At 64.2% G+C, this 25642-nt stretch carries 37 protein-coding genes; 34 read left to right on the top strand and 3 right to left on the bottom strand.

The window, feature by feature from the left end; translation table 11 throughout:
* Positions 1-19 precede the first annotated feature (19 nt).
* The 13 genes from ARTSIC4J27_RS01335 to ARTSIC4J27_RS01290 all read left to right on the top strand — a co-directional run bounded on the left by ARTSIC4J27_RS01335 (position 20) and on the right by ARTSIC4J27_RS01290 (position 4232).
* On the top strand, positions 20-202 hold the full coding sequence (locus ARTSIC4J27_RS01335) for a hypothetical protein (RefSeq protein WP_050053407.1): 183 nt from the start codon (positions 20-22) through the stop codon (positions 200-202).
* A complete protein-coding gene (locus ARTSIC4J27_RS01330) occupies positions 199-633 on the top strand; it encodes a hypothetical protein (RefSeq protein ID WP_050053406.1) in 435 nt (144 codons plus the stop codon). Before ARTSIC4J27_RS01335 ends, ARTSIC4J27_RS01330 begins: the two co-directional genes overlap by 4 nt.
* Positions 634-812: 179 nt before the next feature.
* Positions 813-962 carry a hypothetical protein gene (locus tag ARTSIC4J27_RS22680; RefSeq protein WP_161799520.1) on the top strand — a complete coding sequence of 50 codons (150 nt, stop codon included), beginning with the start codon at positions 813-815 and terminating at the stop codon, positions 960-962.
* Complete coding sequence (locus ARTSIC4J27_RS01325) at positions 955-1161, top strand: hypothetical protein (protein WP_050053405.1); 207 nt, start codon at positions 955-957, stop codon at positions 1159-1161. The genes ARTSIC4J27_RS22680 and ARTSIC4J27_RS01325 overlap by 8 nt, the downstream gene beginning before the upstream one ends.
* Positions 1158-1367, top strand: a complete 210-nt coding sequence (locus tag ARTSIC4J27_RS01320) for a hypothetical protein (RefSeq protein ID WP_050053404.1) — start codon at positions 1158-1160, stop codon at positions 1365-1367. Before ARTSIC4J27_RS01325 ends, ARTSIC4J27_RS01320 begins: the two co-directional genes overlap by 4 nt.
* A 58-nt stretch (positions 1368-1425) precedes the next feature.
* Complete coding sequence (locus tag ARTSIC4J27_RS01315) at positions 1426-1728, top strand: hypothetical protein (protein WP_050053403.1); 303 nt, start codon at positions 1426-1428, stop codon at positions 1726-1728.
* A 534-nt stretch (positions 1729-2262) separates the two neighbouring features.
* Entirely contained in the window at positions 2263-2481 is a 219-nt protein-coding gene (locus ARTSIC4J27_RS01310) for a hypothetical protein (protein ID WP_050053402.1), read from the top strand.
* Positions 2482-2525: 44 nt separating this feature from the next.
* Positions 2526-2789 carry a hypothetical protein gene (locus ARTSIC4J27_RS01305; RefSeq protein WP_050053401.1) on the top strand — a complete coding sequence of 88 codons (264 nt, stop codon included), beginning with the start codon at positions 2526-2528 and terminating at the stop codon, positions 2787-2789.
* A gap of 113 nt (positions 2790-2902) precedes the next feature.
* Positions 2903-3289 (top strand): hypothetical protein, encoded by a 387-nt coding sequence (locus ARTSIC4J27_RS01300; RefSeq protein WP_050053400.1) that lies wholly within the window; start codon positions 2903-2905, stop codon positions 3287-3289.
* A 73-nt stretch (positions 3290-3362) separates the two neighbouring features.
* Positions 3363-3677, top strand: a complete 315-nt coding sequence (locus tag ARTSIC4J27_RS01295; protein ID WP_050053399.1) for a DUF7246 family protein — start codon at positions 3363-3365, stop codon at positions 3675-3677.
* The gene (locus ARTSIC4J27_RS22675) at positions 3667-3834 is read left to right on the top strand and encodes a hypothetical protein (protein ID WP_161799518.1); all 168 of its coding nucleotides are present in this window, start codon (positions 3667-3669) and stop codon (positions 3832-3834) included. The genes ARTSIC4J27_RS01295 and ARTSIC4J27_RS22675 overlap by 11 nt, the downstream gene beginning before the upstream one ends.
* Positions 3824-3985, top strand: coding sequence for a hypothetical protein (locus ARTSIC4J27_RS22670; RefSeq protein ID WP_161799517.1), 162 nt, complete (start codon positions 3824-3826; stop codon positions 3983-3985). The genes ARTSIC4J27_RS22675 and ARTSIC4J27_RS22670 overlap by 11 nt, the downstream gene beginning before the upstream one ends.
* On the top strand, positions 3978-4232 hold the full coding sequence (locus tag ARTSIC4J27_RS01290; RefSeq protein ID WP_050053398.1) for a hypothetical protein: 255 nt from the start codon (positions 3978-3980) through the stop codon (positions 4230-4232). Before ARTSIC4J27_RS22670 ends, ARTSIC4J27_RS01290 begins: the two co-directional genes overlap by 8 nt.
* A 384-nt stretch (positions 4233-4616) precedes the next feature.
* On the opposite strand, the gene ARTSIC4J27_RS01285 is transcribed toward ARTSIC4J27_RS01290, so the two are convergent.
* The gene (locus ARTSIC4J27_RS01285; RefSeq protein WP_050053397.1) at positions 4617-4928 is read right to left on the bottom strand and encodes a hypothetical protein; all 312 of its coding nucleotides are present in this window, start codon (positions 4926-4928) and stop codon (positions 4617-4619) included.
* A gap of 552 nt (positions 4929-5480) precedes the next feature.
* A complete protein-coding gene (locus ARTSIC4J27_RS01280; protein ID WP_050053396.1) occupies positions 5481-6158 on the bottom strand; it encodes a hypothetical protein in 678 nt (225 codons plus the stop codon).
* A 131-nt stretch (positions 6159-6289) separates the two neighbouring features.
* On the opposite strand from ARTSIC4J27_RS01280, the gene ARTSIC4J27_RS01275 reads away from it, so the two are divergent.
* The 7 genes from ARTSIC4J27_RS01275 to ARTSIC4J27_RS01245 all read left to right on the top strand — a co-directional run bounded on the left by ARTSIC4J27_RS01275 (position 6290) and on the right by ARTSIC4J27_RS01245 (position 13994).
* Positions 6290-6742: a phage terminase small subunit gene (locus tag ARTSIC4J27_RS01275; RefSeq protein WP_050053395.1), complete on the top strand. Its 453-nt coding sequence runs from the start codon at positions 6290-6292 to the stop codon at positions 6740-6742.
* A complete protein-coding gene (locus ARTSIC4J27_RS01270) occupies positions 6739-8442 on the top strand; it encodes a terminase large subunit (RefSeq protein WP_050053394.1) in 1704 nt (567 codons plus the stop codon). Before ARTSIC4J27_RS01275 ends, ARTSIC4J27_RS01270 begins: the two co-directional genes overlap by 4 nt.
* A gap of 36 nt (positions 8443-8478) precedes the next feature.
* Positions 8479-9843, top strand: coding sequence for a phage portal protein (locus tag ARTSIC4J27_RS01265; protein WP_050053393.1), 1365 nt, complete (start codon positions 8479-8481; stop codon positions 9841-9843).
* 19 nt (positions 9844-9862) lie between these two features.
* The gene (locus tag ARTSIC4J27_RS01260; RefSeq protein ID WP_083435245.1) at positions 9863-11920 is read left to right on the top strand and encodes a VG15 protein; all 2058 of its coding nucleotides are present in this window, start codon (positions 9863-9865) and stop codon (positions 11918-11920) included.
* 57 nt (positions 11921-11977) lie between these two features.
* Positions 11978-12337, top strand: coding sequence for a hypothetical protein (locus ARTSIC4J27_RS01255; RefSeq protein ID WP_050053391.1), 360 nt, complete (start codon positions 11978-11980; stop codon positions 12335-12337).
* Positions 12338-12454: 117 nt separating this feature from the next.
* Positions 12455-12988 carry a hypothetical protein gene (locus tag ARTSIC4J27_RS01250; protein WP_050053390.1) on the top strand — a complete coding sequence of 178 codons (534 nt, stop codon included), beginning with the start codon at positions 12455-12457 and terminating at the stop codon, positions 12986-12988.
* 64 nt (positions 12989-13052) lie between these two features.
* Positions 13053-13994 carry a P22 phage major capsid protein family protein gene (locus tag ARTSIC4J27_RS01245; RefSeq protein WP_050053389.1) on the top strand — a complete coding sequence of 314 codons (942 nt, stop codon included), beginning with the start codon at positions 13053-13055 and terminating at the stop codon, positions 13992-13994.
* Between the two features lie 76 nt (positions 13995-14070).
* Here the strand turns inward: ARTSIC4J27_RS01245 and ARTSIC4J27_RS01240 are convergent, their stop codons facing one another.
* Positions 14071-14466, bottom strand: coding sequence for a hypothetical protein (locus ARTSIC4J27_RS01240; RefSeq protein WP_050053388.1), 396 nt, complete (start codon positions 14464-14466; stop codon positions 14071-14073).
* Between the two features lie 117 nt (positions 14467-14583).
* On the opposite strand from ARTSIC4J27_RS01240, the gene ARTSIC4J27_RS01235 reads away from it, so the two are divergent.
* From ARTSIC4J27_RS01235 to ARTSIC4J27_RS01170, 14 genes are all read left to right on the top strand, one after another.
* On the top strand, positions 14584-14931 hold the full coding sequence (locus tag ARTSIC4J27_RS01235; protein WP_050053387.1) for a hypothetical protein: 348 nt from the start codon (positions 14584-14586) through the stop codon (positions 14929-14931).
* A 13-nt stretch (positions 14932-14944) separates the two neighbouring features.
* Positions 14945-15253 (top strand): hypothetical protein, encoded by a 309-nt coding sequence (locus tag ARTSIC4J27_RS01230; protein ID WP_050053386.1) that lies wholly within the window; start codon positions 14945-14947, stop codon positions 15251-15253.
* Entirely contained in the window at positions 15253-15657 is a 405-nt protein-coding gene (locus ARTSIC4J27_RS01225; RefSeq protein WP_050053385.1) for a hypothetical protein, read from the top strand. The genes ARTSIC4J27_RS01230 and ARTSIC4J27_RS01225 overlap by 1 nt, the downstream gene beginning before the upstream one ends.
* 18 nt (positions 15658-15675) lie before the next feature.
* Positions 15676-16227: a phage tail tube protein gene (locus ARTSIC4J27_RS01220; protein ID WP_050053384.1), complete on the top strand. Its 552-nt coding sequence runs from the start codon at positions 15676-15678 to the stop codon at positions 16225-16227.
* Between the two features lie 107 nt (positions 16228-16334).
* Positions 16335-16604: a hypothetical protein gene (locus ARTSIC4J27_RS01215; RefSeq protein ID WP_050053383.1), complete on the top strand. Its 270-nt coding sequence runs from the start codon at positions 16335-16337 to the stop codon at positions 16602-16604.
* 35 nt (positions 16605-16639) lie between these two features.
* Positions 16640-16948: a hypothetical protein gene (locus tag ARTSIC4J27_RS01210; protein WP_050053382.1), complete on the top strand. Its 309-nt coding sequence runs from the start codon at positions 16640-16642 to the stop codon at positions 16946-16948.
* Positions 16948-19251, top strand: coding sequence for a tape measure protein (locus ARTSIC4J27_RS01205; protein ID WP_050053381.1), 2304 nt, complete (start codon positions 16948-16950; stop codon positions 19249-19251). Before ARTSIC4J27_RS01210 ends, ARTSIC4J27_RS01205 begins: the two co-directional genes overlap by 1 nt.
* Positions 19251-20123: a phage tail family protein gene (locus ARTSIC4J27_RS01200; protein WP_050053380.1), complete on the top strand. Its 873-nt coding sequence runs from the start codon at positions 19251-19253 to the stop codon at positions 20121-20123. The genes ARTSIC4J27_RS01205 and ARTSIC4J27_RS01200 overlap by 1 nt, the downstream gene beginning before the upstream one ends.
* A complete protein-coding gene (locus tag ARTSIC4J27_RS01195) occupies positions 20114-21322 on the top strand; it encodes a hypothetical protein (RefSeq protein WP_050053379.1) in 1209 nt (402 codons plus the stop codon). The genes ARTSIC4J27_RS01200 and ARTSIC4J27_RS01195 overlap by 10 nt, the downstream gene beginning before the upstream one ends.
* A complete protein-coding gene (locus ARTSIC4J27_RS01190) occupies positions 21323-22327 on the top strand; it encodes a tail fiber domain-containing protein (protein WP_050053378.1) in 1005 nt (334 codons plus the stop codon).
* Complete coding sequence (locus ARTSIC4J27_RS01185; protein ID WP_050053377.1) at positions 22324-23409, top strand: hypothetical protein; 1086 nt, start codon at positions 22324-22326, stop codon at positions 23407-23409. The genes ARTSIC4J27_RS01190 and ARTSIC4J27_RS01185 overlap by 4 nt, the downstream gene beginning before the upstream one ends.
* Before the next feature lie 74 nt (positions 23410-23483).
* The gene (locus ARTSIC4J27_RS01180; protein ID WP_050053376.1) at positions 23484-23756 is read left to right on the top strand and encodes a hypothetical protein; all 273 of its coding nucleotides are present in this window, start codon (positions 23484-23486) and stop codon (positions 23754-23756) included.
* A gap of 9 nt (positions 23757-23765) precedes the next feature.
* A complete protein-coding gene (locus ARTSIC4J27_RS01175; RefSeq protein WP_050053375.1) occupies positions 23766-24014 on the top strand; it encodes a hypothetical protein in 249 nt (82 codons plus the stop codon).
* Positions 24015-24087: 73 nt separating this feature from the next.
* Positions 24088-25533 (top strand): peptidoglycan DD-metalloendopeptidase family protein, encoded by a 1446-nt coding sequence (locus ARTSIC4J27_RS01170; protein WP_050053374.1) that lies wholly within the window; start codon positions 24088-24090, stop codon positions 25531-25533.
* Positions 25534-25642: the final 109 nt, after the last annotated feature.

Raw genomic sequence — 25642 nt, 5'->3', positions numbered from 1 at the left:
TTCAGGAAGGAGTCCCGCCGTGGACGGCGCCGATAAACCCCTCCGCGAGAGCTCCCTCGGCGATGCCTTCAGCGCCCTCGCCGAAGCCGTCCGGCAGACCTACGCCCCGCTCTTCGAATTCTTCGACGAGGTCGGTTACTACGAGCCGCTCCCCGCGACGAAAAAGCCCCTCATTCACAACGGAAGGAAGCCCCGAAAGTGAACCCTAACCAAGTCTTCACCCATGTCGACGAAGACGGCGACTGGCTGACCGTCGAGCACCAAATGACCGACTCCGGCGAACCCGTCGCCGAGCTCGACACCGACGCGAACCGCACGGTCTACGTCACCAGGGAAGACGCCCCGAACGTCGCCCTGGCGATCCTGAAGGCCGCTGGCTGGGAAGCCGACGCCCTTGGAAACCCCGTCAACCATGCCGTCCGCGGCCTCGCCAAGTACATCGAGGACCGCAACGAAGCCAAGGAAGCCGAGGCCCTGGAAGCGCTCCGGCTCGAAACCGAGAAGCTCGACGGCGAGGCCCTGGCCCTGCTGAACGCCGCTACCGGCGAGCACTTCAAGGCCCTGCCCGAAACCCACAACGTCGCCAAATTCTGGCGAGCCGCCGCAATCAAGGCCCGCGAGATTCACAGCTGAGACGAGGCCGAGGAGGAGAGCTTTCGAGGAACGTCTCGCTTCGAGGTCCGGACCTTGCCGGCCTGCTTCAGCAAGCCCCTCTAGGGCCTGTAAACGAGCGACGGAACGCCGCCCCTGGGCGCCCCTCTTCCTCCTCGGCCTCTAGTCCTATTCGTACCCGTTGAAAGGAGCACGCAAACATGACCCTGAACCCATTCCAGCGCCGAATCCTCTTCGCACTGAACTACACCGGCAAGCACGTCTTCGGCGGCATCGACCCCGCTGAAAAGGCCAAGCGCCGCGCCAAGGGCAAGGCCCAGCGGGCCGCGAGGAGGGCCTCACGTGGCTGACCGGGAGTTCAGAAGCACCCCCATCGTCCCGCTGGTCCGCTCCCTGGAAGAGGTCTATAACGCCTGGAACGACTCCGGCCCCTTCCCGCCGATCCACCGCCGCGCCAAGCGGAAGCTCCGGCAGGAGTGGCCCGCCCTGGCCGGAGCCCTCGACCAGCTGACCGCCGTAGTTCTCGACGATCCGGAGCCCCGCCCATGACTGACGAACACAACGCACTCGACGAGATCCGCAAGCGGACCCAAACCACCCGCGACGTAATCAACGGCGCCCGTCACCGGAACAACTACGTGATCGAGTCCCCGGCGCTCCTGGACCGGGAGGCCCTCCTGCGGGCCGTCGACGCCGCCCTGGCGGCAGGAGGCGAGAACGTCCGCGAGGCCGTTTACACCGCCCTGCAGAAATAGCAAGAAAAGCCTCTCCCTGACTGGGAGGGGCTTTTCTGCTTTCCCCTAGTATGGCCCTGTGCCTACCCTCAGATTCCAGCTGGACGGCGTCCCCTACGAGTACGAGTGGACGCAACCCGACTTCACCGGGAAAGCCGTCCAGCGCTACACCTACGGGCAGGAGCCGAAGGTCATTGCTTCCCTGGACCTAAGCGACGGGCGCACCGTTGAGATCCACGGCTACGCCGAGCACTGGACGAACGACGAGGTAGTGATCGTCTGGACCGACGATAATTTCCAGCACTGCTCCGCCTGGATGCCGACCCGTAAGGTGCGGCGCCCAGACGGAGACGAGTGGGATGGGAAGTTCGTCTCCCGCTGAAGCGGCTACTTCAGCACGGTAATGATCGCGTAGGCCATGACGTACACAAGCGGCGTCATAGCGGCAACGATCGCTGTAGTCGAGGAGTCCTCGCTACGGCGGGTAGAGCGGCGTTTCTTCGCCATATAGGCACTTCTTCCCGGCGCCCCTGGGCCCGTTCGTATTGCGCCCCTTCCCGGCGACGGCATACGCTAAGGCCCAGACAACACCTTTCTTAGTCGGACGGTTTTGTCGACGAGTGGCCGCCCCTCCGAGTCCAAGCTTCGGGGCGGCTACTGACGTTTAAGAGCCTAGCCGGAAGATCCGCGATTAACCCATCCCCTATACCTCGCTGCCAGTGAATGCCTGTGAAGTACGTCCCCACAGCCCATTGTTTGCCTGTGGAATACCCTGTGGACCCGTAACTATCCACAGGCTTATCCACAGTGGAGAAATAGTGAACTACTGCGCCTACTCCACAACGAAGTTTCCTCTTACGTAAGACGACTTACGTGAGTTACACTGTTTACACGCCATAAGGAAAGGACAAAGGAAATGGCCGCTGTAGCTTACGAGATCGAGAACTACGTCGACGAGGTCCCCGCCGAGATCGAGGAGATCGAGCCCGACAACCTTGACTTCGTCCTCGGTCGCCTCCAGAACCTCCACGACTTCCGCATCGTTCGCCGCGAAGCTGGCCGCGTCTACCTGGAGAACGCCCCGCACACGACCCCTGGCCGCATCGTCAAAGTCGTCTTCTACCGTCACGTCTAGTCACGTAAAGCGCCACCTGCAAGACTAAATCGAAAGGACCCGCTATGCTCGCCCACCACCACAACAACCGGCTGACCGCCCGCGCCACGGCCGCGGCCTTCGACTCCCCCGAGGGCCGTAGGGCGAGCGACAAGATCTACGCCAAGTTCGAGAAGCTCCGGAAGGCCGGCAAGCTCGAATACTCCGACCGCATCGACTTCGTCGATCAGGAGAAGCGCTTCCTCCTCATGAAGGACCGGGCCAAGAACGGCCCTCTCTTCAAGGCTTACCGGGAGGCCCTTGACTCCATCGACCAACGGACCCTCTAACGAACAGACCCTCTCCGGAGGGTCTTTTCTTTTGCCGTGAGCAGATCGCCGGCGCTGGCCGACTCCTTCTGTGTCGAAAGCCTTCGGCACTAACCACCAAGGAAGGAAGCCTCATGTTCACCCCGCAGATCCCGCTCGACGCCTACCTGACCGTACTCTCTTCCGCTTCTCCGGAAGATCACCCCTGGTCCTCTGAGGAATACGAAATGACCGCCGAGGCTCGCGCCGAGCTCGGCGAAGGCTTCACGAAGCTGGCTCACGGCATGGTCGCCTTCGTCACCGCCGCCACGAAGCATCAGGACTACGAATCCGCCCGCGCCGTCCTGGAGGACATGGTTCACACCTTCCCCGTTCAGGAGGACGGCAACGTACCCGGCCAGGAAGATCCCTTCGCAGCCCTGCTGGCGCTCCTCTCCGAGCACGGCGGCGAACCCGCCGACCCGGCCCTGATCGACGACGAGGGCAACGTCAACCCCGACACCCTGCCTGTAGAGAAGTAACCCCGCCCCGAGGCGGCGAGGTCCTAACCGGCTTCGCCGCCTCTTTCCGTATCGCCAAGGAAGGAGGCCAGCAATGGCACGGCGCAAATCAAAGACCAATCTCCCCGCTGACTGGCACGAGTACCTCGAAGCGGAGGCCAACGGTCGGCACATCACCCCTGGAACTGAAGTCTCGATACGAGGCGAGCGCGGTCGCTTCCGCTTCATCAAGCGCGTCGTCCGCGACTCGGGCAAGGAATGGCTCGACTTCTGGGGCGGACCCAAGGGCTCCGAGAACTGGCGCTCATTCAGCGCCGATCAGATCCGCCGCGTCCACCGGATCGGCAAGACGGACAAGGCCCTGGTCGCGCAGCACAAAGCGAAGAAGGAGGCCCTCCGTGCCGCTTAGCCCGCTCGACAGCTTCTATCTGACCCTCGGCCAGATCTTCGCCTCGCTCCTCTACACCGCCTTCGTCCTCGGCGTGGTCGTCCTGATCGCCTACATCTGCGCCCGCGTCGAGATCCGCCAAGAACGCACCCGGAAGGAAGCCCGCAATGAATCCTGAAGAACCCGTATGCACCTGCATCACCCGGCCCGTCGGCCTCGGCATCAAGTTCGTCGTGGTCTTTGACCCGTACTGTCAGCTACCGAAGCACAAGGAGCGCGGCACCTACGCCGGACCCGCGCCGGCATACGAGGTGAAGGGCGGTGAGTGACCCGGTCGCCGAGCGCCTGGCAAGCGTGGCCTCGCGCTACGGCGAGCCCCTGGCACTCACGGCCCAAGCCCTCGCCCGCCTAGAGTACCGGCGCCGGCACTCGGGTAAGACGTGCGCCAAGTGCCAGCACGTCCGGCCGCTGTCCGCCTTCACCACCGACACCCGCAAGCCCGACGGCCTGAGCTCCCGCTGTAAGTCCTGCGAGGCCCAGCGCCAGCGCGAGCGCCGCGCATCCCGGCGTGTGTAAACGTACCCCCACGCTGGCTGACTATAACTGTGGGAAAAGGAAAGCCCTTCTCTTCCGCTCTGTGAGCTCCGACCTAATCGAGAGACAGACGGTAGGAGGAGGGCTTTCTGCTTTCCCCTCAGACTTTCCCCTTGCCGAGTTGAGCGCTTCCTTCCTTCCCGCTCCTCGGCCCAGCCCCGATTAGCTCCCGTCTTCCTTCCCGGTTGAGCATCGGGGTTCTCGGCCAATAAGGCCCTGCCTGGTCACTGCCCTTCACTGCTGTCTGGCCGGATTCGCAGGGCAACCCACAGGCCACAGCGCCGACAAATGAATGCAGGCTCTGCGCCGATGGCGTGCAGCTTATGGCGTGCCATAGTCCTGCCGCAGCAAGAGCACGTTGCGGTGTCAGACTCCACGGCTTTTGAGCGCGTCGGTCAGTTGGTCAAGGGTCGGCAGTCCCGCAAGCCCACTTGGAGTCGCATATACCCGGCAGGCCAGATCGCTGGCCGGGGCTCCGGTGGGAAAGATGTCGGCACCATCAACGGTGATGGTCGGGGAACCCGCGAATCCCGTCCCGGTAATGTCCGCGGCGGATTTCAGCAGTCGCATATTTACTGGAACATCTTTCCGGTCCAGCGCGGCGAGGGCTGCCTCCAAGCGCTCCCGCGCTTTGGCCGTGTTGGGGCATTCGTCGATATGGAGTAGTTCAATCCTCATCTACTCATTGTCCCCCGGACGAACTCAGGAGTACGCGCATCGGGGCTTTCTTGCCCCTACCACTTCCGCCAGAGCAACCCCCTCTTCTCTAGCAGGAAGACCCCCTACCCCCAGAGAGGAGCGAAGCAATGGCATGGGAAACCAGTAACCGTAAAGCCCAGCTCCCAGCTGACTGGACTACGCGCCGAGTCCGAGTGCTCCGACGTGACAGCTACAAGTGTCAGGCCCGCGACTCTCTCGGCGTTGTGTGTGGTGCTCCTGCTAATCAGGTCGACCACATCGAGCGAGGCAGCGACCACAGCCTCGACAATCTCCAATCGCTTTGTCGTTGGCATCACGCTCGCAAGTCTTCGGCTGAAGGAGCGGCGGCACGTCGGCCTCGTCCTCGACAGCGACGCGAGCCTGAACCGCATCCCGGCCTGATCCCCTCCTCGGCGTGAGCTCTTCGGCCTCCACCCCTGGGGGCTGACTCCCCCCACCCCCTCCTTCCCTCCTCGAAGGGGCATAGCGTCTCCCTGTCCGCGCGGGTCTGGGGGTTTGGAAGGTAGCAATTCAGTCTTGGGTCCGGAGCGGGTACCCCTCAGGAAGAAATACCTGAACTCCCCCCTCGTCGGTTTGCGCTTCTAGGCGATAAACCATGAGCGCCGTTTGGTACGGGACAACCGGCTGGTGACTGACGTAGGAGTGAGCTGCCTCTCGAAAAAGATCGGCCCATATGGACAAGTCAGCTAATACCTCATCTGCCTTCGGGGCATCAGCTCCGACTCCCTGCTCGGAGTCATCTCCTAGATCCCCTTTACGCATCGAATGCCAGTGCCCGGTGAGGGCTCTAAGCGCCATGTCATGGCCAGTCTTGGCATACTCGTAGAGCTCAGGTTCGAGAATGCCAATCTCTTCCGAAATTCGCGCCAACTGCCTGGCAGCTTTCAGCTGGCGCAATTCGGCCTTGTGGTCGATAAGTTCCTCCCTCCCCATCAACCACATGCAAAGCTCCTCGATAATCGTTAAGAGCTCACCGAAGAGATCTATCTTGCGGTCCAATTGCCGATCTCGGCGCTTTGCATCAGCTTCTACTCTCCAGCGCTCTGCATCAGCCTGAGCCTTTCTTCGCTCTCGCTTGCCTGAGATAACACCGGCTACCACTTGAGAAATTATGGCGCCGCCGGCACCGATAGTTGCGCTGCCGATCGCCAGCATCACTGCCAAGTCCTGGGCTATTTCCCCTGCCATGAGCTGACACTATCGCTCCCTTGCAGAAGTCGGGAGTATCCGAGCCTCATACTCCGAGCTCGCTGCCGCTGACCACAGGACTTTTCGTTCTTCAAGCCAAAAATATCCAGCTGCCTGGAAGGAGGCGCCTCATGGCCGGACGTGGCCCCGCTCCCAAAGCACAGCATCAGCGCGAGCGCGACACGAAGCGCCGCCAAGCTGACGCGATCCACCTGACCCGCGACGGCGAGATCCGCGGCCCCGAGTTCCCCGCCTGGATCGACAACCCGCACCCCGCCGCCCTCCAGTGGTGGGAGAACATCAGGTGCTCCCCTCAGGCCCAAGTCCTCGAAGACACCGACTGGGACATCCTGGCAGGCGCCGCCCGCGGCTGGAATGACTTCTGGCGCGGCACGAAGACGAACGCGACCCTCCTCGCCGAGCTCCGGCTGATCGGCGAGCGCTACGGCGCGACCTTCGTCGACCGCCAGCGGGCAAAGATCCAGATCTCCCGCGAAGACCCGGCAGAGGCCGAGGTCGTGCAGCTGCGGGCGGTGAACTCACGCGCTGACGTAATGGCCCGCATGAAGGGAGAGAAGCGTTGAGCACCCTCGCCCCGGCAGTAACCGCCGTAACCACTCTTCCCGAGTTCCCCCTCGACGGTTCGATCAAAACCCTCGGTTGGGGCTTGATTGAATGGGCCGAGAGCTACCTCCTTCAGCCCGACGGCGACCAGGCCGGCGAGCCCTTCGCGTTTACACGCGAGCAATGCAACTTCATCCTGTGGTTCTACTCCCTCGACGCCGGAGGCAAGTTCGAGAACCGCCGCGGCGTCCTCCGTCGAGCGAAAGGATGGGGCAAATCGCCGTTCCTCGGCGCCCTGGCCCTCGCGGAGCTCTGCGGCCCCGTTCGCTTCGGCGGATGGGACTCCTTCGGCGAGCCAATCGGCATCCAGCACCCGAAGCCGTGGATCGTCATTGCCGGCGTCTCCGAAACTCAGACGCAAAACACTTTCGACGCGATCCGCGCCATGTGCGAGGACTCGCTCCTGGTCGACGACTACGGCCTCGACGTTGGCCTGACCCGAATCCTGACGCCGACGGGCAAGATCGTCCCGATCACGGCGAACTCAGCCACTCAGGAAGGTGCCCGCCCGTCCTTCGCAATCATGGACGAGACGCACCACTGGACAATGAGCAACGGCGGCTACAAGCTGGCCCGCGTTGTCCGGCGTAACCTCGCCAAGAGCCGCGACGGCTCTGCCCGCGTGGTCGAGACGACGAACGCTCACGAACCCGGCCACGATTCCGTCGCCGAGGCGTCCTACCTCGCATGGCGGGCAATGGTCGAAGGCCGCACGGTCGCCAAGGGCCTCCTCTACGACTCCCGCGAGGCGCCCGAGAACATCGACCTCGCCGATGAAAAGGCCCTCATGGCGGGCCTGAAGGCCGCATACGGCGACGCGCACTGGGTCGACCTGGAGCGTATTCTCGCCGAGGTCTACGACCCCGACACCCCGCCCGAGGAAGCCCGCCGCTTCTACCTCAATCAGATCGTCGCCGCCGCCGACTCCTGGGTTGCCCCCGCCGAGTGGGCGAAGAACAAGCGCGAGGACCTGCCGCCGCTCCGGTTCAGCGAACCCGGCGCCCGCATGAAGGGCGACACGGTAACGCTCGGCTTCGACGGCTCCCTCGTGGACGACTCGACGGCCCTCGTCGCGTGCCGCGTGGAGGACGGCGCCGCCTTCCTCCTGGCGATCTGGGAGAAGCCCGAAGGGCCGAAGGGCCAAGGCTGGGAAGTCCCGAAGGATCAGGTCCGCGGCGCGATCGACCACGCTTTCGCCACCCTGGACGTAGTCGCGTTCTTCAGTGACGTTGCCTACTGGGAGACGGACATTGACGCATGGCGTGACGCCTACAGCGAGCGGCTCCTCGTCAAGGCGACGACCCGGCACTCGATCGGCTGGGATATGCGGGGGCATCAGATGGACACGACCCGCGCCGTCGAGGCCCTCCACCGGGCAATCACCGACGGCGAGCTCCCCTGGGCCCCGCACAAGCTCATTGCCGGCGCCTCCGGCTACTCCGAGCTCAACGCCGAGGAGATCCTGACCCGGCATATCAACAACGCCCGCCGCCGTATCAACCGCTGGGGCGTCTACTTCGGCAAGGAAACCAAGGAATCCCCCAAGAAGATCGACGCCGTCGCCGCGCTTGTCCTCGCCCGCATGGCGCGAACCCGCTTCCTCTCCGAGGGCGGGCTGAACAAGAAGCGCAAGAAGCCGGGGCGCCTCTACGGCTTCTAACCCCGTGTACACGACCCGCCCCGAAAGGAGGTCCCATTGGCAGTAGACGCACAGCTCGCCGCCCGTCTCGACGACGCGCTCGAAACAGACCTCTCTCGGGACGGTCGGCTCGGCCTCGTCCGCCGCTACCTCAACGGCGACCACGACATGCCTTACATGCCGAAAGGCGCCAAGGCTGAATACACGCACCTTGCCCACCAAAGCATCACGAACTGGACGCCGCTCCTGTCCGACACGTATGCAAAGGGCCTTTTCGTGGACGGCTACCGGCCAGCCAAAGCCGCTGAGAACGCCGCCCCCTGGGGCTACTGGCAGGCAAACGGCCTAGACGCCCGCCAGAGCGTCGCCCACCGCGGCGCCCTGGAATACGGCGCGAGTTACGTCCTGGTCCTCCCTGGCACCGTCCAGACCCGGCGCGTTCCACTTATCAAACCGCTCTCCCCGCTTCGCTCGGCGGCTTGGTATCAGGACGACGACGACGAGTATCCCGAGGTCGCTATCCGGCGCAAGGGCACGACGATCGACGGCACGAAGCTGATCGAGCTCTACGACCGGACTTACGTTTACACGTTCGCCAAGCCGAAGGACTTCGACTGGAGGCTCTCGAAGGTCGAGGAGCACGGACTCGGCTACACGCCGTTCGTCCGCTTCCGCGACCGCCTGGACGGCGAAGCAGTCGGCATCATCCGGCCTCACATCACCCTGCAGAACCGTGTAAACGAGATCGTCTTCTCGACCCTGATCGCGCTCCAGTACGCGGCCTTCCGCCAGCGTTGGGCCTCCGGCCTCGTGATCCCCGAGGACGACGACGGCAACCCGATCGAGCCGTTCGAGTCGGCGGTAAACCGGCTGTGGATCGCTGACTCGACCGACGCAAAGTTCGGCGATTTCGCTCAGACCGAGCTCTCCGGCCATATGGCGGCTTACGAGTCCACTGTCCGGACCCTAGCCGCGACGGCCCAGATCTCGCCGAACATTCTGACCGGCGATCTCGTGAACCTGTCCGCCGACGCCCTGGCCCAGATGGAGGCCAGCACTCAGCGAAAGATGGGCGAGTACGAGACGCTCTTCGGCGAGTCCTGGGAGCACGTCTTCCGCCTCGCGGCCCTTGCCGCTGGCGACACTTCCGCCGCGACGGACACCTCCGCTCAGGTCCGCTGGCGCGACACCGAAGCCCGCTCGCTGTCCCAGACAGTCGACGCCCTCGGCAAGATCGCCCAGATGCTCCAAGTCCCCGTAGAAGCCCTCTGGGAGAAGATCCCCGGCGTCACGGATCAGGACGTGACCTATTGGAAATCCATCAAGGACGAAACCGACTTGATCGGTGGCCTGGTCGCCGAAATGCAGCGGCAGACGGGCGCAACTAACCCCGCCGCCCTCGAAGGCACGAGCGCGGCCTAAATCCGAGAGGAGGCCCACTATGGCGATTGATCTAGTGGGCCTCTCTCAGGACCATATGCGTAAGCAGGTCCGCGACGCCGTCGTTGTTCAGGCCGGCCTCGCGGTCGCCTTCGACAAGGGCCTTGACCCGGCGAACCTCGACGCATCATTCCCGACTTACCTCCGCTCCGCGCTGGCCCTCGTCTCGGCTGGCCGCGGGCTGGCCTTGAAGACCGCGACCGACTACTACGGCGAGGCCAAGGCCGGCTCAGGCTTCGACGCCACGATCCCGGCGATCGAAGTTCCCAAGATCGATATTTTCCGCTCCACACAGGCCCTCCTCATGACCGGCCCGGTGGCAATCCGCAAGCAGCTCTCGACCGGCGTCGGCCTCCAAGAGGCCCTGAACGCCGCCAAGAAACAGACCCTCGCCGTCGGCAAGCGCCTCACTCTGGAAGCGCCCCGGCAAGGGCTGATCCAGCTAGTCAACAAGGACAAAGACGCGCTCGGATGGTCCCGAGTCTCGGACGGTCAGCCTTGCTACTTCTGCGCCATGCTCCTCAGCCGGGGACCGGCCTACAAGAGCGAGAAGACCGCGAGATTCAAAGCCCATAACGGCTGTGGTTGCTCGGTGCGGCCCTTCTTCAAGAACGATCCGCATAACGGCTGGACCGCCGACCAAGAGGCCCTCAATCGGCTCTGGAAAGGCGTCGACGAGGACGGCAATCCGCTCCCTGGAAGGCCCGAGGGAACGTCGCTGACGATCAATGAGTGGCGGCAGTTCTACACCGCCGCGGTCAACGACCCCGAATCACCTGTTTTCCAGACCTTCACGGACAAAGTCGCCGCTCATATCGCCTCTCCCGCCGTCGTCGCGGCCCGCAAGGCGGCTCACAGCGCCTATGAGATCCAGCGGCAGGCCCAAAAGGAGGCCGAAAAGGCCGCTCGGGAGGCCGAAACCCTCGCCGCCCAGAAAGCCGCCGAGGAAGAGGCCAAAAAAGCCGCCGCTGAAGCCGCCAAGATCAAGAAATGGAAGGGCAAGCCGGCCCCGGTGAAGCCCGTCGAGCCCAAGCCGGCGACGACTCTCGGCCCTGCGGCATTCGATCAGTTCCTCGAAGCCGCCAAAAAGCGCTTCTACGACTTCGCCGTGAAGACCGGCAACCCGAAGAACGACCTGACGCTCTCGCTGAACTGGAGTCTCTTCCAAAAGGTAGTCAATCAGCACGACAAAGCGGCTCTAACCCAGTTGCTCAGCATGAACTACCTCGACGACGACCTCTACAAGCAGGGGCTAGCGGCGATCAGGAAGGCCGACGAGCCGATCCCTGGCGCCGCAGAGGCGTACAAGAAGGAACTGACCTCATACCGAAACCGCCTCACGCGCTACAAGCGCTACATCGAGGAATGGCGCGAGGTCAACGGCATCACGTCCACCGCGAAAGGCATGGACGGGGCGCTGACCTTCACGAGCAACCACGAAGCTGTCTCGTGGGCCAACCAAAAGTTCCCCGAGCCCGCTGCTGGCGCCGGCAAGGACGCTCTCTACAAGTACACTGGCGGCTCCTACCGGGCGTGGAACCAGGCCCTCCGCAATCACGCGAACGGCGACACGCTCCCGCCTGGATCTTGGAAGAGCCCGACGCGAGACGCCGACGGCGCGTTCTTGGAAGCCCCCGAGGACTTCATCGTGACCCGAGGCACCGGCTGGGACGAGTTCGCAACGCCGGACGGCAAGCGCTCCTACAGCATCCCGCCGCCCCCGCCCGAGGATCTGATCGGAACGGTTCAGACACAGCACGGCTACACGTCAACGGCTATGTCCGGCCTGTCCGATAACTCCTCTTTCGGCGGCGCGGTACAGCTGAAGATCCGCGTTCCCGAGGGCTACCCGGTCGCTTGGGTCGATCCGTTCTCCCAGTATCGCGGCGAGCGTGAAATGCTTCTGGCCCGGTCGACGAGCCTCTACATTCACAACGTCTACAAGTCGAGCCGCGGCAGGAATTACGTCGTCGAGGCGGAAGTAATCCCGAAGGGCGTCGATCCGGCGACCTTCGCCGCCTCCGCTACGCCGACCCCCGCCTCTCGTCCGTTCCAGTGACGTAAAGCGACACGCGCTGTATTATTGACGTGACTCTACGGAAGGAGGTAAGGCGAATTGCTCGATAACCGAGCGCCTGAGCCCTTTGAGCTCGGGTACTCGCCCAGACGTTACCCGGCGCCTGACTGGGACACGATCGGAACGGTTACGAAGATATGGGTCCCCGACGACGAAACGGTGGGCTGGCTGGTTTGGCAAGATCCCGACCGGCTGGCCTTCCTTTCGATCTCGAACCCTGACGACCTCGGCTACGTGATCCGCGAGCTTGTCCGCGATCTCATGACCCGAGGAGCCCGCGACGGCATCCCAGCTCGGGACGTTTGGGACGACGCGCTCCGGCGAACGCTCCACACGACCCCTACAGACGAGTTTCTCCCCGCACTCACCGCGGACCTAAGAAACGAATGGCGAGACTAACCTCTCACCCCTGAAGAACCCGCTTCGGCTCCGGCCCTGGCGGGTTTTTTCATGCCCAAAATCCCCCGCGCCACGGCAGGTCCAAGGCGCCGACCGTCCTAAGGAGGACGTTTACACATGGCAAACACCGAAGCTCAGAGCACCGAAGCCAACGCTGAAGGCACGAAGCCCGAAGGCTCCTCGAACCCCTGGGGCGACGACTTCGACGCCGACAAGGCGTGGAGGCTCGTCCAGAACCTCCGTGCTGAAAACAGCGATCTGAAGAGCGAAAACTCGAAGCTGAAGACCGAGCGGCAGGACCGCGAAAACGAAGGCATGAGCGAGCTCCAGAAGCTTCAGGACCGGCTCAACGAGCTCGAAAAGGCCGCGAAGGACAAAGACCGCGACCTCGCCCTTCAGAAGGTGCTCCGGAAGCACCCCGAGCTCGAAGACATTGCCGATCTGCTGACCGGCGACACGGAAGACGAGCTCATGGCAAAGGCCGAACGCCTCGCCAAGCTCGGCAAGAAGTCCGACGGCGAAGGCGACGAGCAGAAGCCTGGCCCTACTGAGCTCCCCGGTATGCCGAAGCCGAATCTCACCCCCGGCCACGGCGGCGACGACACCGAGCCGTTCGATCCGGTGGCGATCGCAAAAGCCGCACGCCGATAAACCCCGCACGTGTCGCGTAAAGCGACGTGCATAAACCACTCCCTCCTAAATGAAAGGCCCTACTGTGGCAAACTCCCCTCACACTTTCACTGCGGCTCAGGCCGCTAAGGTAGCCGTTGCCCTCGCCAACGAGGACGCCTACCTGTCTGCCCTGGTAAATCGCAACTTCGAGAACGATCTTCTCGGCGGCGGCGGCAAGGGCCGGACGGTCAACATCAAGGTCCCCGCGGCCCTGATCGCCCGCGAGCGTGGCATCGACGAGATCGACGCTCAGATCGTGCTCGACACCATCACCGAGAGCACCATCCCTCTGACTCTCGGCACCCACGCCTACAGCGCCGTTCCGCTGTCCGAGGGCGACATGTCCCTGAACATCAGCGACTTCGCCGCTCAGGTGCTCGGTCCTCAGGTGGCCGCTGTGGTCGACTTCTGCGAGGAAGAGGTCGCCGGCATCCTCCGCGGCGCTACCCCCTGGGCCCTGCCGACCGCCTACGACGCCGCTGACCCTGTGAAGGCATTCACCCAGATGCGGAAGTACCTCCGCGACAACGGCGTACCTCAGGCCGGCCTGAACGTCGTCGTGGGCACGAAGGTCTACGCGGACCTCCTGGAGGCCAACGCGATCCAGGACGCCTCTCAGAGCGGCTCCACCGAGGCGCTCCGCGAGGGCAATGTCGGTCGCGTCCGCGGCTTCACCGTGGTCGAGTCGACCCGCGTGGACGACGGCGACATTGTCGCCTTCCACCGAGACGCCGTCACCCTGGCGGTCCGCGCTCCGATCGTCCCGGCAGGCGCCGCGTTCGGTCAGTCCGTCAGCGAAAAGGGCTTCTCCCTCCGCTGGCTCCGCGACTACGACGTGACCCGAACTGTGGACCGCTCAATGGTCAGCACCTTCGTCGGCGCTACGACCGTTCCGGTCAAGAAGGTCACCCGTAACTACGCAACCAACGCCGTGAGCATCACCGACGCTCCCGGCATCGTCCGCGTCAACACCGACGCCGACTAATCAGGGTTAAACGTAGGGCGTCTCACGAGAGGCGCCCTACGGCCCCTGAGCCCGTGAAAGGAGCCCGCCCTTGCCTTCACCCCTCCCTCCTCCCGTTAGCTCGCTGGAGCGCCGTCTCGGACTTCCCGTTGGCTCTCTGGAAGGCGAGGATCGAGCCCGAGCCGAGGAAGCACTCGACGACGCCGCCACCCTGGCTCTCGCCGAAGTCTCCGAGGCCAGGGCCGCGGCCTGGACGACTGACGCGCCGAAAGTCGTCTCCCTCGTCGTCCTGAAGGCCGCTCGGCGCGAGTTCGAAAACCCCCGAGGGCTCGAATCCGAGTCGCTCGGCGAGCATCAGGTCGGACTCACGGATACCTCCGGCGTCTATCTGACCGCCCGAGAGATCGCCCAGATCAAGCGAGCCGCTACGGGCCGTTCTGGCGGCTTCGTCGGAAGCGTCCGAATCCGTAGCCCCTACGAGTAAGGAGTCCAACGTGCCAATCAAAGCCGACGGAACCTACTTCGTCTACGCCGTCCGCGAGGGCGTCGAGTTCGACCCTGAGAACCCCGGCGACCCCTTCCCCCTGCTGGCCGAGGAGGACCTCGGCTAGTGCTCCTCACGTCCTACCGCAAAGTCCCCTCGGTCTACCGGCTCCGGCCTGGTGCCGGCGTCGACAGCTACGGCGACCCGGTCGAGTCCTGGGACGCTCCCGAGCGCGTCCTCCTGCGGGGCGCCACGGTTCAGAGCGTCTCGGTGGTCGAGGACGAAGGAACCACCCGCCACGTAATCCGCGGCGAAAAGACCCTTTACGCACCGGGCTCCGTGGATCTCACCGCAGCCGACCGTATCGAGTGCAACGGCCAGATCTGGCGGGTAGAAGGCGATCCCGTCGTCCGTCGTGGCCTCGCTTCCACCGTTTACACGACCGCCGCTCTGGAACGCATCACGATCGGCTGAAAGGAGCCCGCCCTTGGCAAACAAGATCCGCCTCGATAGGGCAGGCATGGCCCAGATGCTCGCAAGCGCCCCAGTCACTCAGGAAGTAATTGACCTGGGGCGCTTTGTCGGCTCGGCGGTTCAGCTTCCGAAGATCAACGGCCCGCAAGCCGCCGAGGTCACGACCAAGGCCCGCACGGCTGAAGGTGGACGACTCTCCCGGCGTACCGCGATCGACGTAACCATTGCCCATCCTGCGGGAATGCGCGTCGAGGCCAAGCACGGCCCGCTCCGTAAAGCCGCCGCCGCCCGTGGCCTTGCCGTGAAGGGCAGGGCGAGCTAGTGGCCGTCGTGACCTTCCCCGACCCTCAATTAGCCACAAGGAACCTCCTCCGAAACCTCCTGGCTAACCGCACTGAGCCGGTCGCCGCGGGCGCCACTGTCTCGACCAAGCCGCCCGCCGAGCACCAAGCACTCCCCTACGTCCAAGTCCGCTCTGACGGCAAGTTCCGGGACGCCCGCCTGAATGGCCGCGCCTCTGTCCGCGTCGTCGTGTGGCACAAGGACGAAGGGCTCGGCGAGGAACTGGCGAGCCTATGCGAGGCCCTGCTTCTCTCCTCGGCCTCCCCCGAGATCCGCGGCTTCTCTCCGCTGACCGGATCTATCCCGACCGGCGACCCCGACACCGGGGCGCCAATGTCCTACTTCACCCTCACGGCTCGGCTCAGCCCGCGCCAAATCCTCTAACGAAAGGAAGGCGAGCTCATGGCAGGAGACGCCAAGAACACCGCCCTTTGGACGGGCGCCGACGTATTCATTGCGCCGGAAAACACAGCCGGACCCACCGACGTAACCGCCGCCTGGGCCGTCGCCTGGAAGGCCGTTGGTCTTCTGGACGGCGAGGAAGGCATCACCGAAGCTCGCGAAGGCGACTCTTCGGAGCACTACGCCTGGGGCGGCCTGCTCTACCGACGGACTATGTCGAAGCACAAGCGAACCTTCAAGTTCGTCGCGTTGGAAGACAACGACACCGTGTTCTCCCTCGTGAACCCTGGCTCGACCCGGTCGGTGGCGACCGGAATCCGCACGGCGAAGATCAAGGCCCCGGTCGCCGGCACCAAGTTTGCAGTCGGCTTCGAGACGACCGACGGCGCGAAGAAAAAGCGGCGCTTTGCCAAGTCCGCCGAAGTGATCGAGGTCGGCGAGATCAAGGACTCCGAGACGGAACCCACCGTGTACGAGATCACCGTCGTCGTCTACCCCGAGGCCGACGGCACCCTCTACACGACCGTCGAGAAGGACCCCGCGGCCCCGTAATCGGCGCCTAAGTCCAACTAGCAGGGGAGTTGCTCGCGTGGGGCGGCTCCTCTGCTTTTTCACGCCTTCCACGCACCCCTCCAACCCACGCTAGGAGCCCTAAAACCATGACTTCCAAGAACACCCCCGCCGCCGCTGAAGCACTCGGCGAGATCATCCCCTTCGCCTTCGAGGGCAAGGACTTCGCTGTGGCGCCGTCGAGCGAGTGGAGCTTCGACGCGATCGAGGCATATGAAGAGGGCCGAGTCCTGGCCTTCCTGCGCGAGATCCTCGACGAAACCTCCTTCAAGACGCTGCGGGCAATGAAGCCTAAGGCGTCTGTCCTCGGCGAGTTCGTCGGGGCCCTCCAGAAGGCCGCTGGTATCGCGGGAAACTAACCGCGCTCACCGGCCTACTCCGTGAGCATCCCGACTTGGTAGAGGCCGATCTCCAGCGCTTCTACCAAGTCGACCTCACGGCCTACTGGCGCGGTGAGCTCTCACTCCGTCGCCTATCCGTCCTGATCGAAAACCTCCCGCCTGAATCCTCGCTCGTGCGGAAGTTCGGCGGCGCTGACGGCTGGACACGGCTGGAGTTCCTCGTGACCGACCTCTTCCAAGCCTTTACGGGCGAGGTCCACCCCGCACGGCCCAAGCCACAAGTCGAATCCCGCTACTCCAAACTCCGTGCCGCTCTGGAGGCCCAGAAGGCCCGTTTACACACCCCTAAGGAGGCCGATTAGTGGCAAACGTCGGATACGCGACTCTAACCATCATTCCGTCCGCCAAGGGCTTCGCCGGAGCCCTCGGACGGGAAGTAAACCCCGTCCTCACAAGCGCCGGACACGAGAGCGGCGAGCGCTCCGGCAAGGCGTTCGGCGGCGGCTTCCTCCCAGCAATGCGCAACATGATCGGTCCCGCCGTCGGCATGGCGGCGGGCCTCGCCCTCGGGCAGGGCATCAAGTCCGGCCTCCAAACCGCGGCCTTCATGGAGCAGGCCCAAATCTCCTTCGAGACGCTCCTCGGCGACGGCGGCAGGGCTCAGACAATGCTCTCGAATCTGTCCGCGTTCGCCGCTAAGACACCTTTCGAGCTCCCCGGCCTCGTAGCAAACGCCCGCGCCCTCCTCGGCGCCGGAGCGGCGGCTGAGAGCGTCATTCCCACCATGCAAGCCCTCGGCGACGCCTCCGGCGCCCTGGGCCTGAATCAGGAGGGCATGAACTCAATCGTCCGCGCCTGGACTCAGATGATGGGCAAGGGCAAGGTCAGCGCCGAAGAAATGCTCCAGATCTCGGAGGCTGGCCTCCCGATTTGGGCCCTCCTGTCCCGGGCTATGGGCAAGCCAATCGGCGACCTTCAGAAAATGGCCTCCGAGGGTGAGCTTCTCTCCTCCGACGTACTCCCGCTTCTGGAAGCCCAGATGAACAAGGAATACGGCGGCTCTATGGCGAAGCAGGCCCAGACGCTCTCGGGTGTGTGGTCGACCGTCAAGGACACGCTGAATATGGCTATGGCCCAAGGGCTACAGCCCCTTGTGCCGCTTCTGACGACGATTCTCCCGCCCGCCGCTAACGCTTTGGCTGGGGCGATCGGATGGGTCAGCGACGCCATCAGCGGCTTAGCAAGCCTGATCTTTGCCGGCGACTTCACCGGAGCCTTCGCTCGGATCTTCAACGTCGAAGAAGACTCCCCGATCGTCGACAAGATCCTGACCATCCGGCAGGCCGTCGTCGACTTTTTCACCACCATGCAAAACACCGGTGGCGGTGAAGTCGGCGCGATCTTCCGGCAGATCGTGGACGCCATCCGGCCCCTGGGCGAGATCCTCATGAATACGGTCGTCCCGGCCCTGGGGAACCTCGGCAGTGCGATCGTGACCGGAGTTCAGCCGGTCCTCCGCGTGATCGGCGACATTATCACCGGCTCGATCATCCCGGCCTTTCAGTCAATGGCGGCGCAAGCCGGCCCCCTGTTTACACAGCTTGGGGACACGATCAACGTCGTCGCGGCTCAGATCGGCCCGATCCTTCAGGGCGTCGCCGACGTGATCCGGAACGTCTGGGGCTTCGTCGGCCCCTTCGTGATCTCGACGGTTCAAGGAATCTTCGGCAACATCGTAGGCGTCTTCCAAGGCATCCTGACCGTGATCCAGGGCGTCGTGAACCTCGTCTCAGCGATCTTCCAAGGCAACTGGAATGCGGCTTGGCAGGCACTCGGCCAGATCGTTTCCGGTGCCGTTCAGGCGGTCGTGAACTTCGTCCAGATCTGGATCGTCGGGCGCGTGACCGCGCTGATCGGTGGCGCTATGGGCGCCGTCCGCGGCCTCTTCTCCGGAGCCTGGGACGCTGTAACCGGCATCGTCCGAGGCGCTGGCTCAGCGATTCAGTCGACCGTCGGCTGGCTCCTGGCCGGTATGCAAGGCGTCGTAAGCGGCGGGCTGAGCGCTGTCCGTGGGTTCTTTTCCGGCGTCTGGAGCTCGATCTCCGGCATCGTGTCGGGAGCGATCTCCGGCATCGGTGGTGCCGTCTCTGGCGGGATCGGTCACGTCGTCGCCGTCGTGGCGAGCCTCCCCGGCCGTGCGGTCGGCGCGATCTCCGGCATGATCGGCCAGTTCACCACGATCGGCTCCCAGATGATCGCTGGCCTCGCGAACGGTATCGCTGGCGCCGCTGGCATGATCCGCGACGCCGTCGCTCGGTCCATCGGCAACGTCGTCGACTTTGCCAAGTCGCTCCTGGGCATTCACTCCCCGTCCCGCGTCTTCATGGAGATCGGCAAGTTCACTTCTCAGGGTATGGCGATCGGCCTCACCAAGGGCCGGAGCTACATCGAGAAGGCTCAGAACGCGCTGATCCCCGAGGCACCGCGTGTGGCCTCCCCGAACGTGGCCTATGGCGGCATTCAGGGCGCCCTCGCCTACGCGGGAAGCGCCGGAGCGGCTCAGCCGACCATCCATCAGGAAAACCACTTCAACACCCCTATGTCCGAGGAGGCTTACGCCGAACTCGCGGCTAGGAAGCTACTCAGGGCAGGAGTTGGGCGCTAATGGCACTTGAAACCCTCGCAACTACCGCCGCGTCGATCACACTGACGACCGGCGAAATGCTGGAGCTTCAACCCGGTACCAACCAAGTCCTTACGCGGCTTGACGGCTGGTTTTCCCCTGCCGGCACGCGCCGGAACTCGACCGAACGCCTCTGGGCGCACGGCACGTTTTCCGAGCGCGGCTGGCGGGATCAGCGGATCATCACCGTCGGCGGGCATATCTTCACCGCGACCCGGTCGGAAGCCGCCGCTATGACTGACGATCTGGCGGCGGCTCTCGCGGACGGTACGGCGGGCAAGTTCATTGTGAACGACGCCGACCTCGGGTACCGCGAGGCGACGGTCTACATCAGCGGCACTCCCGACGTGATCTGGGACGGCAACCTCGACATTCACTTCATGATCGACATGGTCGCCCCCGATCCGCGGAAGTACGGCGAGCTCCTGACTGCCCGGACCCCCGCCTCCGCTCCTGGCGGCGGGCTCGTGTTCGACCTTTTCACAGGCGACAACGCGGGAGTCCTCGACTTCGGCGGCGCCGGCACCCCTGGCACCGCGACGCTCGAAAACGTCGGCACAGCTGACACGGCCCCGGTCTTCACAGTCTCGGGCATGGCCCCCGGCTTCACGATCACGGAAACCACGACAGGCGCCCGCCTGGTCTATTCCGAGACGGTCGCGGAAGGCCAAACCCTCGTAATGAACGCCGCCGACGGCTCCGTGCTTCTGGACGGCTACGCCGACCGTTCGGCGTACCTGACCCGGCGCGAGTGGACCCGCATCCCCGGCAAGACCCGGCAAACGTACCTCTTCGAGTCTCCCGGTAACTCCGGAGCCTCCCTGACGTTAGGAGCCCGACCCGCATGGTGGTAAACACTGGCTTTCAGGTCTTCCTCTGCAACACCGTAACCGGCAAAGTCACCGCCTACATTCCGGCTTCTAAAGTCTCCTGGGGTCAGCGTCTCAACGGCGCTGGCCCCGTTCAGGCCACCCTCAAAGTCACCGCCGAGGAGCTCCGAAACGTCGACCTCCGCATGGCGACAATGGTCCTCCGTCAGTCCCTCGGGGTCGCGTACAACGGCCAGATCCTCGAATGCGGCCCTATCTGGCAACAGGACTACGTCGCCGACAAGGAAGACCTCGCACTCACGGCCTCCGGCCTCTGGAGCATCTTCGACGTTCGGAAGGCACTTCAGGGGCTCGCCCCCGGCCCTTCCCGCGACGCCGAAGACTTCTGGGCTCGGCACCGTCCCGAGTGGATCGCCCCGGCGTGGTCACACATCCAGATCAAGAACAAGAGCCTCGGCTCAATCGCCCGTGAGCTGGTCCGGATCTCGATTCAGGACAACCCGTTTACACGCCCAGACGGCACGAACGCCGGAGCGCTGAACATCATCCTCCCGCCCGACGTTCCTGGCACCCATGAACGGAACTACATGGGCTACGACCTCGGCTGGATCGGTGAACGCCTCCGGCAACTGACCAACGTCCAGAACGGCCCCGACATTAGGTTCAGGCCCCGCTTCAAGGAAGACGACCCCACGACCGTCGAATGGGTCCTCGAAACCGGCTCCGAGGAGCAGCCGCTCCTCCTGCAGAACGGCCCCGACTGGATCTGGGATACCGCCGTAAGCGAGTCCGGCGTCGTCAAGCTCAGCGTCAAGCGTGACGCTCAGGGCATGGCCGCTCGCGCCTTCGTCCCCGGCAACGGACAGGAGCGAAACATGCTCCTGTCCTGGTCGACCGACACCACCCTCGTCGACGCAGGTTTTCCCTGGACCGAAACCGACGTTGCCTCGAAAACGACCGAGGACAGCGTCGACCTCAACTCGATCGCGGACCGGCTCCTCGCCGACAGCTTGGCGCCCTGGGACGAGTGGAGCCTTCAAGTCCGAGCCGACCAAAACCCGATGCTCGGTGAGTACCTCCCCGGCGACTGGGCCCAGATCAACGTCGGCCTAGGTCACCCCATGATCGAGGCCGGCATCTACCGCGTCCGCATCATGGCGGTCGACGGGGACCATTCCGAAACCGTAAAACTCACCGTCGCACCGCTGCAAGGGAGGCTCTAAATGACTCTTGACGGCATCCCCCGCCGCTCCGTCGAATCCGATCCTCTAGCCGCCCTCATGGCTGAAATCCGCACGCTGAAGGAGCAAGTCGCCGTTCTGGAGCGGGGCGCTACATTGCGTAACGCCTCGATCTCGGGAGGCGACGGCCTCCGCGTGCTGGATGCTAACGGCGGCACTCGCGTCTCAATCTCCACGACCGACGGCGCCGTGGTCGCCTACGACGCAGGCGGCCAGCCCGCCGCCCGGTTCGGCCCCCTGGCAAACTCGGCACCCGGTAAGTTCGGCGTCGAAATCAAGTACAACGGCTCCTGGGTCCAAGTCGGCGCCGGCAATGTCGACTGGGGCAACGTCTCTAACAAGCCCGCTCTGTATCCGCCCACCGGCCACCGGCACGGCGGCGGCGATATTGACGGCATTGTGTACGAGTCCTCGCTCGCTCAGGGCTCATGGCAGGCGTACAACCAAAACGTTCCCGGTACGAGCTTCTACGCAGTGTGGGTTGGTAACGGCGGCGGGCATCAGTTCGGGCGGAATACCTCCTCGGCTAAGTACAAGAACAACATCAGGAAGCACGAAACGACCCCCGACGGCGTCCTTGCGCTGACCCCCGTTATCTACGACCGGAACGACGAGCTCGACTATCCCGAGGACCCCGAAACCGGCGAACGGCTGATCGGCCCGCCGAACCTGATCCGCGGCGCCAAGGGCGAGTACGGCCTGATCGCTGAACAGGTCGCCGAGCACGTACCCGAAATCGTCCAGTGGTACGAGGGCGCGATCGACGGTATCCGGTACGACCTCCTCGCCGTTGCCCTCCTGGACGTGGTCAAGGATCAGGAAGCTCGTATTAGGGCCTTGGAAGCGACCTTCAACACCCGCCTCCCCAGGTACACGCCGCCGGTTCGAGCCGGCCTCAGCAAGCACCGTCCGGCGTCCGCGGCTCCGGCCAATCCGCCGATCCCGACGCCCTACGAAATCCTCCCTCCCGAAGGAGTAACTGAATGACAGTCAACCGCGGCCTCTTCGTCCGTAACAACGGCGCCGTAGGCACGACCCCGATCGAAGGTCGCCTCGTTCTGGCCTCCCTGGTCGCCGAGAACGCCCCTGGCGTGCCTCGTCAGGGCCTCCTCGATCAGAAGGCGACGACCGTTGTCAGCGGCACGACCGCAACCTCGCCCCTGTCCTACAGCGTGGCGCCCTGCACCGTCGTCCTCAACCGGGCGACCAACGAAGGCGTCTATCTGTTCACCTTGACCGGCACGACGACGGTCACCACGACTGCCGCACCTTCGACCGGCGCCCGCTGGGATCTGATCTACGTCAAGCAGAACGACCCCGATAAGGGCGACGCTAACAACAGCGCCGTCCTCGGAGTTCACTCCGGCACCGCCGCCGTATCCCCGACCAAGCCGACCGCGACCCTCCCGGCTGGCGCCTACGTTCTTGCTGAAGCCCTTGTTTCCGCGGGTGCAACCTCGACGAGCCACGCGAACGTCACGATCACTCAGACATGGCGCTACACCGCCCACCGAGGCCACTGGATACCTGTCCGTTCTCAGGCCGAACGCGACGAAATCACCCCTCAGCGAGACGTAAGCGTTCGCCGACTGGATCAGGGCGTCGGCGTTGTCGAGACGTGGAACGGCACCGCATGGGACCTCGGCATCCGGCACGTCGAGTTTGTCCGGCTGGGGCAGACTGACGCCCCGGCAGGCGTTATGTGGGGACCGGGCCACTTCAGCGCCATGATCGACCCCGGCCCCTCGCGGAACTACGCGGACTGGCTGGAATACCCCGGCAACGACCTCGTCCGCATCACGAAAGAAGGACTCTACGCCGTCCAGTGGAAGATCGTCCCGGCCACGCAAAACATGATGTGGTTCGGCGTCGGTACGTCCCCGCAGGATGTATACCAAGGCCCCTACGGTCGCGTTCCCGCGTTCAACATCCCCGGTAACGACTCGTACTGGACCCCGCTGACGAACTTCTACGTCGGGCCTGCCGGTCAGCAATTGTGCTTCCAGTTCAGTTCCGGCAACGCGAACGTCTACATGAACCACCGCATCAAGATCACAAAGCTCGGCTAACCAGGCTTTGCCGCGTAGGGCGCCTAGCACAAGGCGCCCCACGCCCAAAGTTTTCCTGTAAAGGACTTGCACTCATGCCACCTACAACTGACCCCACGACTCCCACCAAGGCCGAAACGGACCTCCTCATTGCGTTTACACGCCTAGAGGGGAAGGTCGACGTGGCCCTGGCCCAGCATGGCGCCGACCTGGCCCTACACGGTCGAGAAATCAAAGACCACGAGACGCGCCTCCGCGTGCTCGAAAACACGCCGACAGTCTCCCCGCGCACGCTCTGGACCGTCGTCGCCTCGGCGGCCGGCCTCGTGCTGGCCGCTGTCCCCATCATCGAACGCATCCTCGCCTAAGGAGCCGCCTTGACCACTCGTGAACCCCTCGTAATCCGCGGCGCGATCGTCGCCGCCGTAACCGCCATTCTTCACGTCCTCGTGATCCTCGGCGTCTTCCCGATCACGCCGGAAGCCGAGAGCGCAATTGGCCTTGCCGTCGACCTCGTAGGCACCGCCGTTCTCGTGGTCTGGACGCGCGGCAAGGTGACGCCCGTAGACGCGCCGAACCTGCCCGCTCACCGGGCCTCGAAGATCGAGAGCTCTGTCGTCGGCTAAGCAACCCACCACCAAAAACGTCTAGGGACGGTCCAACTCGGGCCGTCCCTTTTTCGTGCCCGAAAGGAGCCCTATGGGCTACATGTATCCCGTCCCGAAAGGGACGCCCCGCTCCCAGAACTTTGGCGCATTTCCTGGCGGCGTGAACCCCGCTGGCGGACATACCGGCATCGACTTCGCCTGTCCGATCGGAACGCCAATCTATGCCCCCGCTGACGGCGTGATCGACTTCGAGGGATGGGTCACTGACCCGACCGGCGCTAGTAACCGCTGGTGGCTGACCGACGGCGCCGGCATCGCCCTGGTGCTGAACTCCGGAGCCAACGCCCCCGACTTCATCGTGGGACACCTGAACGCGACCCTCGTGAACAAGGGCCAGAGCGTCCGCAAGGGCGACCTGATCGCGTACTCCGGCAACACCGGCAAATGGACGACCGGCCCCCACGTCCACTTCGAGACTTGCCCACCCGGCTACAACCTCCACACGAACACCTACGGGCGTGTGAATCCGGATATTTACTGCGACCACTACAAGGGCGACGAGATCACCCTCCAGCCCGCGGGCAGTGTCTCCGGAGGCAACGCGACCCGCAAGGTTACGACCGAGGGCGCCAACGTCCGGACGGCCCCCTGGACGAACGCACCAAAGGCACCTGGCTATGAGGACGGCCTCGCCCTCAACGCCGTTATCGCCGTCATCGGTTATGCCAAGGGCGAACAGGTCACGCCTGGAAACGACGCTTGGTACAAGACAATCTCGGGCTTCTACGTCTGGTCCAACGCCGCCGAGGACAACATCGACGGCCTGAAATACCTCGGCGAGATCCCGCGTCCCGCCGACCCGGCACCGGCTCCGACTCCCGCTCCCGCTCCTACCCCTGCCACTGACCCTGCGCCGGCACCCGTTTACACGTTCTCCGCGGCTCTGCCTATGGTGACGGAAGTCCGGCCCGCGGCGGAAGGCAAGTTCGAGCGCGGCAACATTCCGAACCCGCCTTCTGGCCTCGTGGTGCATCAGTTCATCGCCGGGGAAACCCGCTTCGACGTGCATCTCGATTCTGTGATCCGGACCTTCACCGAGGGCGACCGCGTCGCTTCGGCGCACTTCGGCGTCGAGGGCAAGCGAGTTGTCCAGTTCGTCGACCTGAAGGACCGCGCCTACCACGCCGGCCCTAACGGCAACGACAAGTGGAGCATCGAGGTTTACGGCGGTATGGACGCCGAAACCCTGGCGACCGTGGCCCTCCTGATCCACGAGATCCAGAAGCTCGCTGGCCGTCCGCTGGAGCTCTTCCGGCACCGTCAGATCATGGCTACCCAGTGTGGCGACGACGTTCCCCTGGACGCGATCAAGGCGGCTGTAGCTGACCTGGCTAACCCGGCTACGCCCTCCACTCCGGACGTAGCGGAGCCCGTCGCTCCCTCCCCCGTTCCTGGCGTCACCGCTGAGGAGAAGGAGGCGATTGTCCGCGAGTTCATGGAGAAGCTGATCGACGAAGTCCTCGACGCCACGAAGTAACCGAAAACGCCCCTTCCTCTACCGAGGGAGGGGCTTTTCCTCGTTTCTGAGCAGATCCGCCTAGCTGGCCGACTCCTTGGTTGTCCACCACCCAAACGACCCCAAGGAG

It is taken from the genome of Pseudarthrobacter siccitolerans, assembly GCF_001046895.1.
GTDB lineage: Bacteria > Actinomycetota > Actinomycetes > Actinomycetales > Micrococcaceae > Arthrobacter > Arthrobacter siccitolerans.
This window is presented reverse-complemented; position numbering and strand designations above follow the sequence as displayed.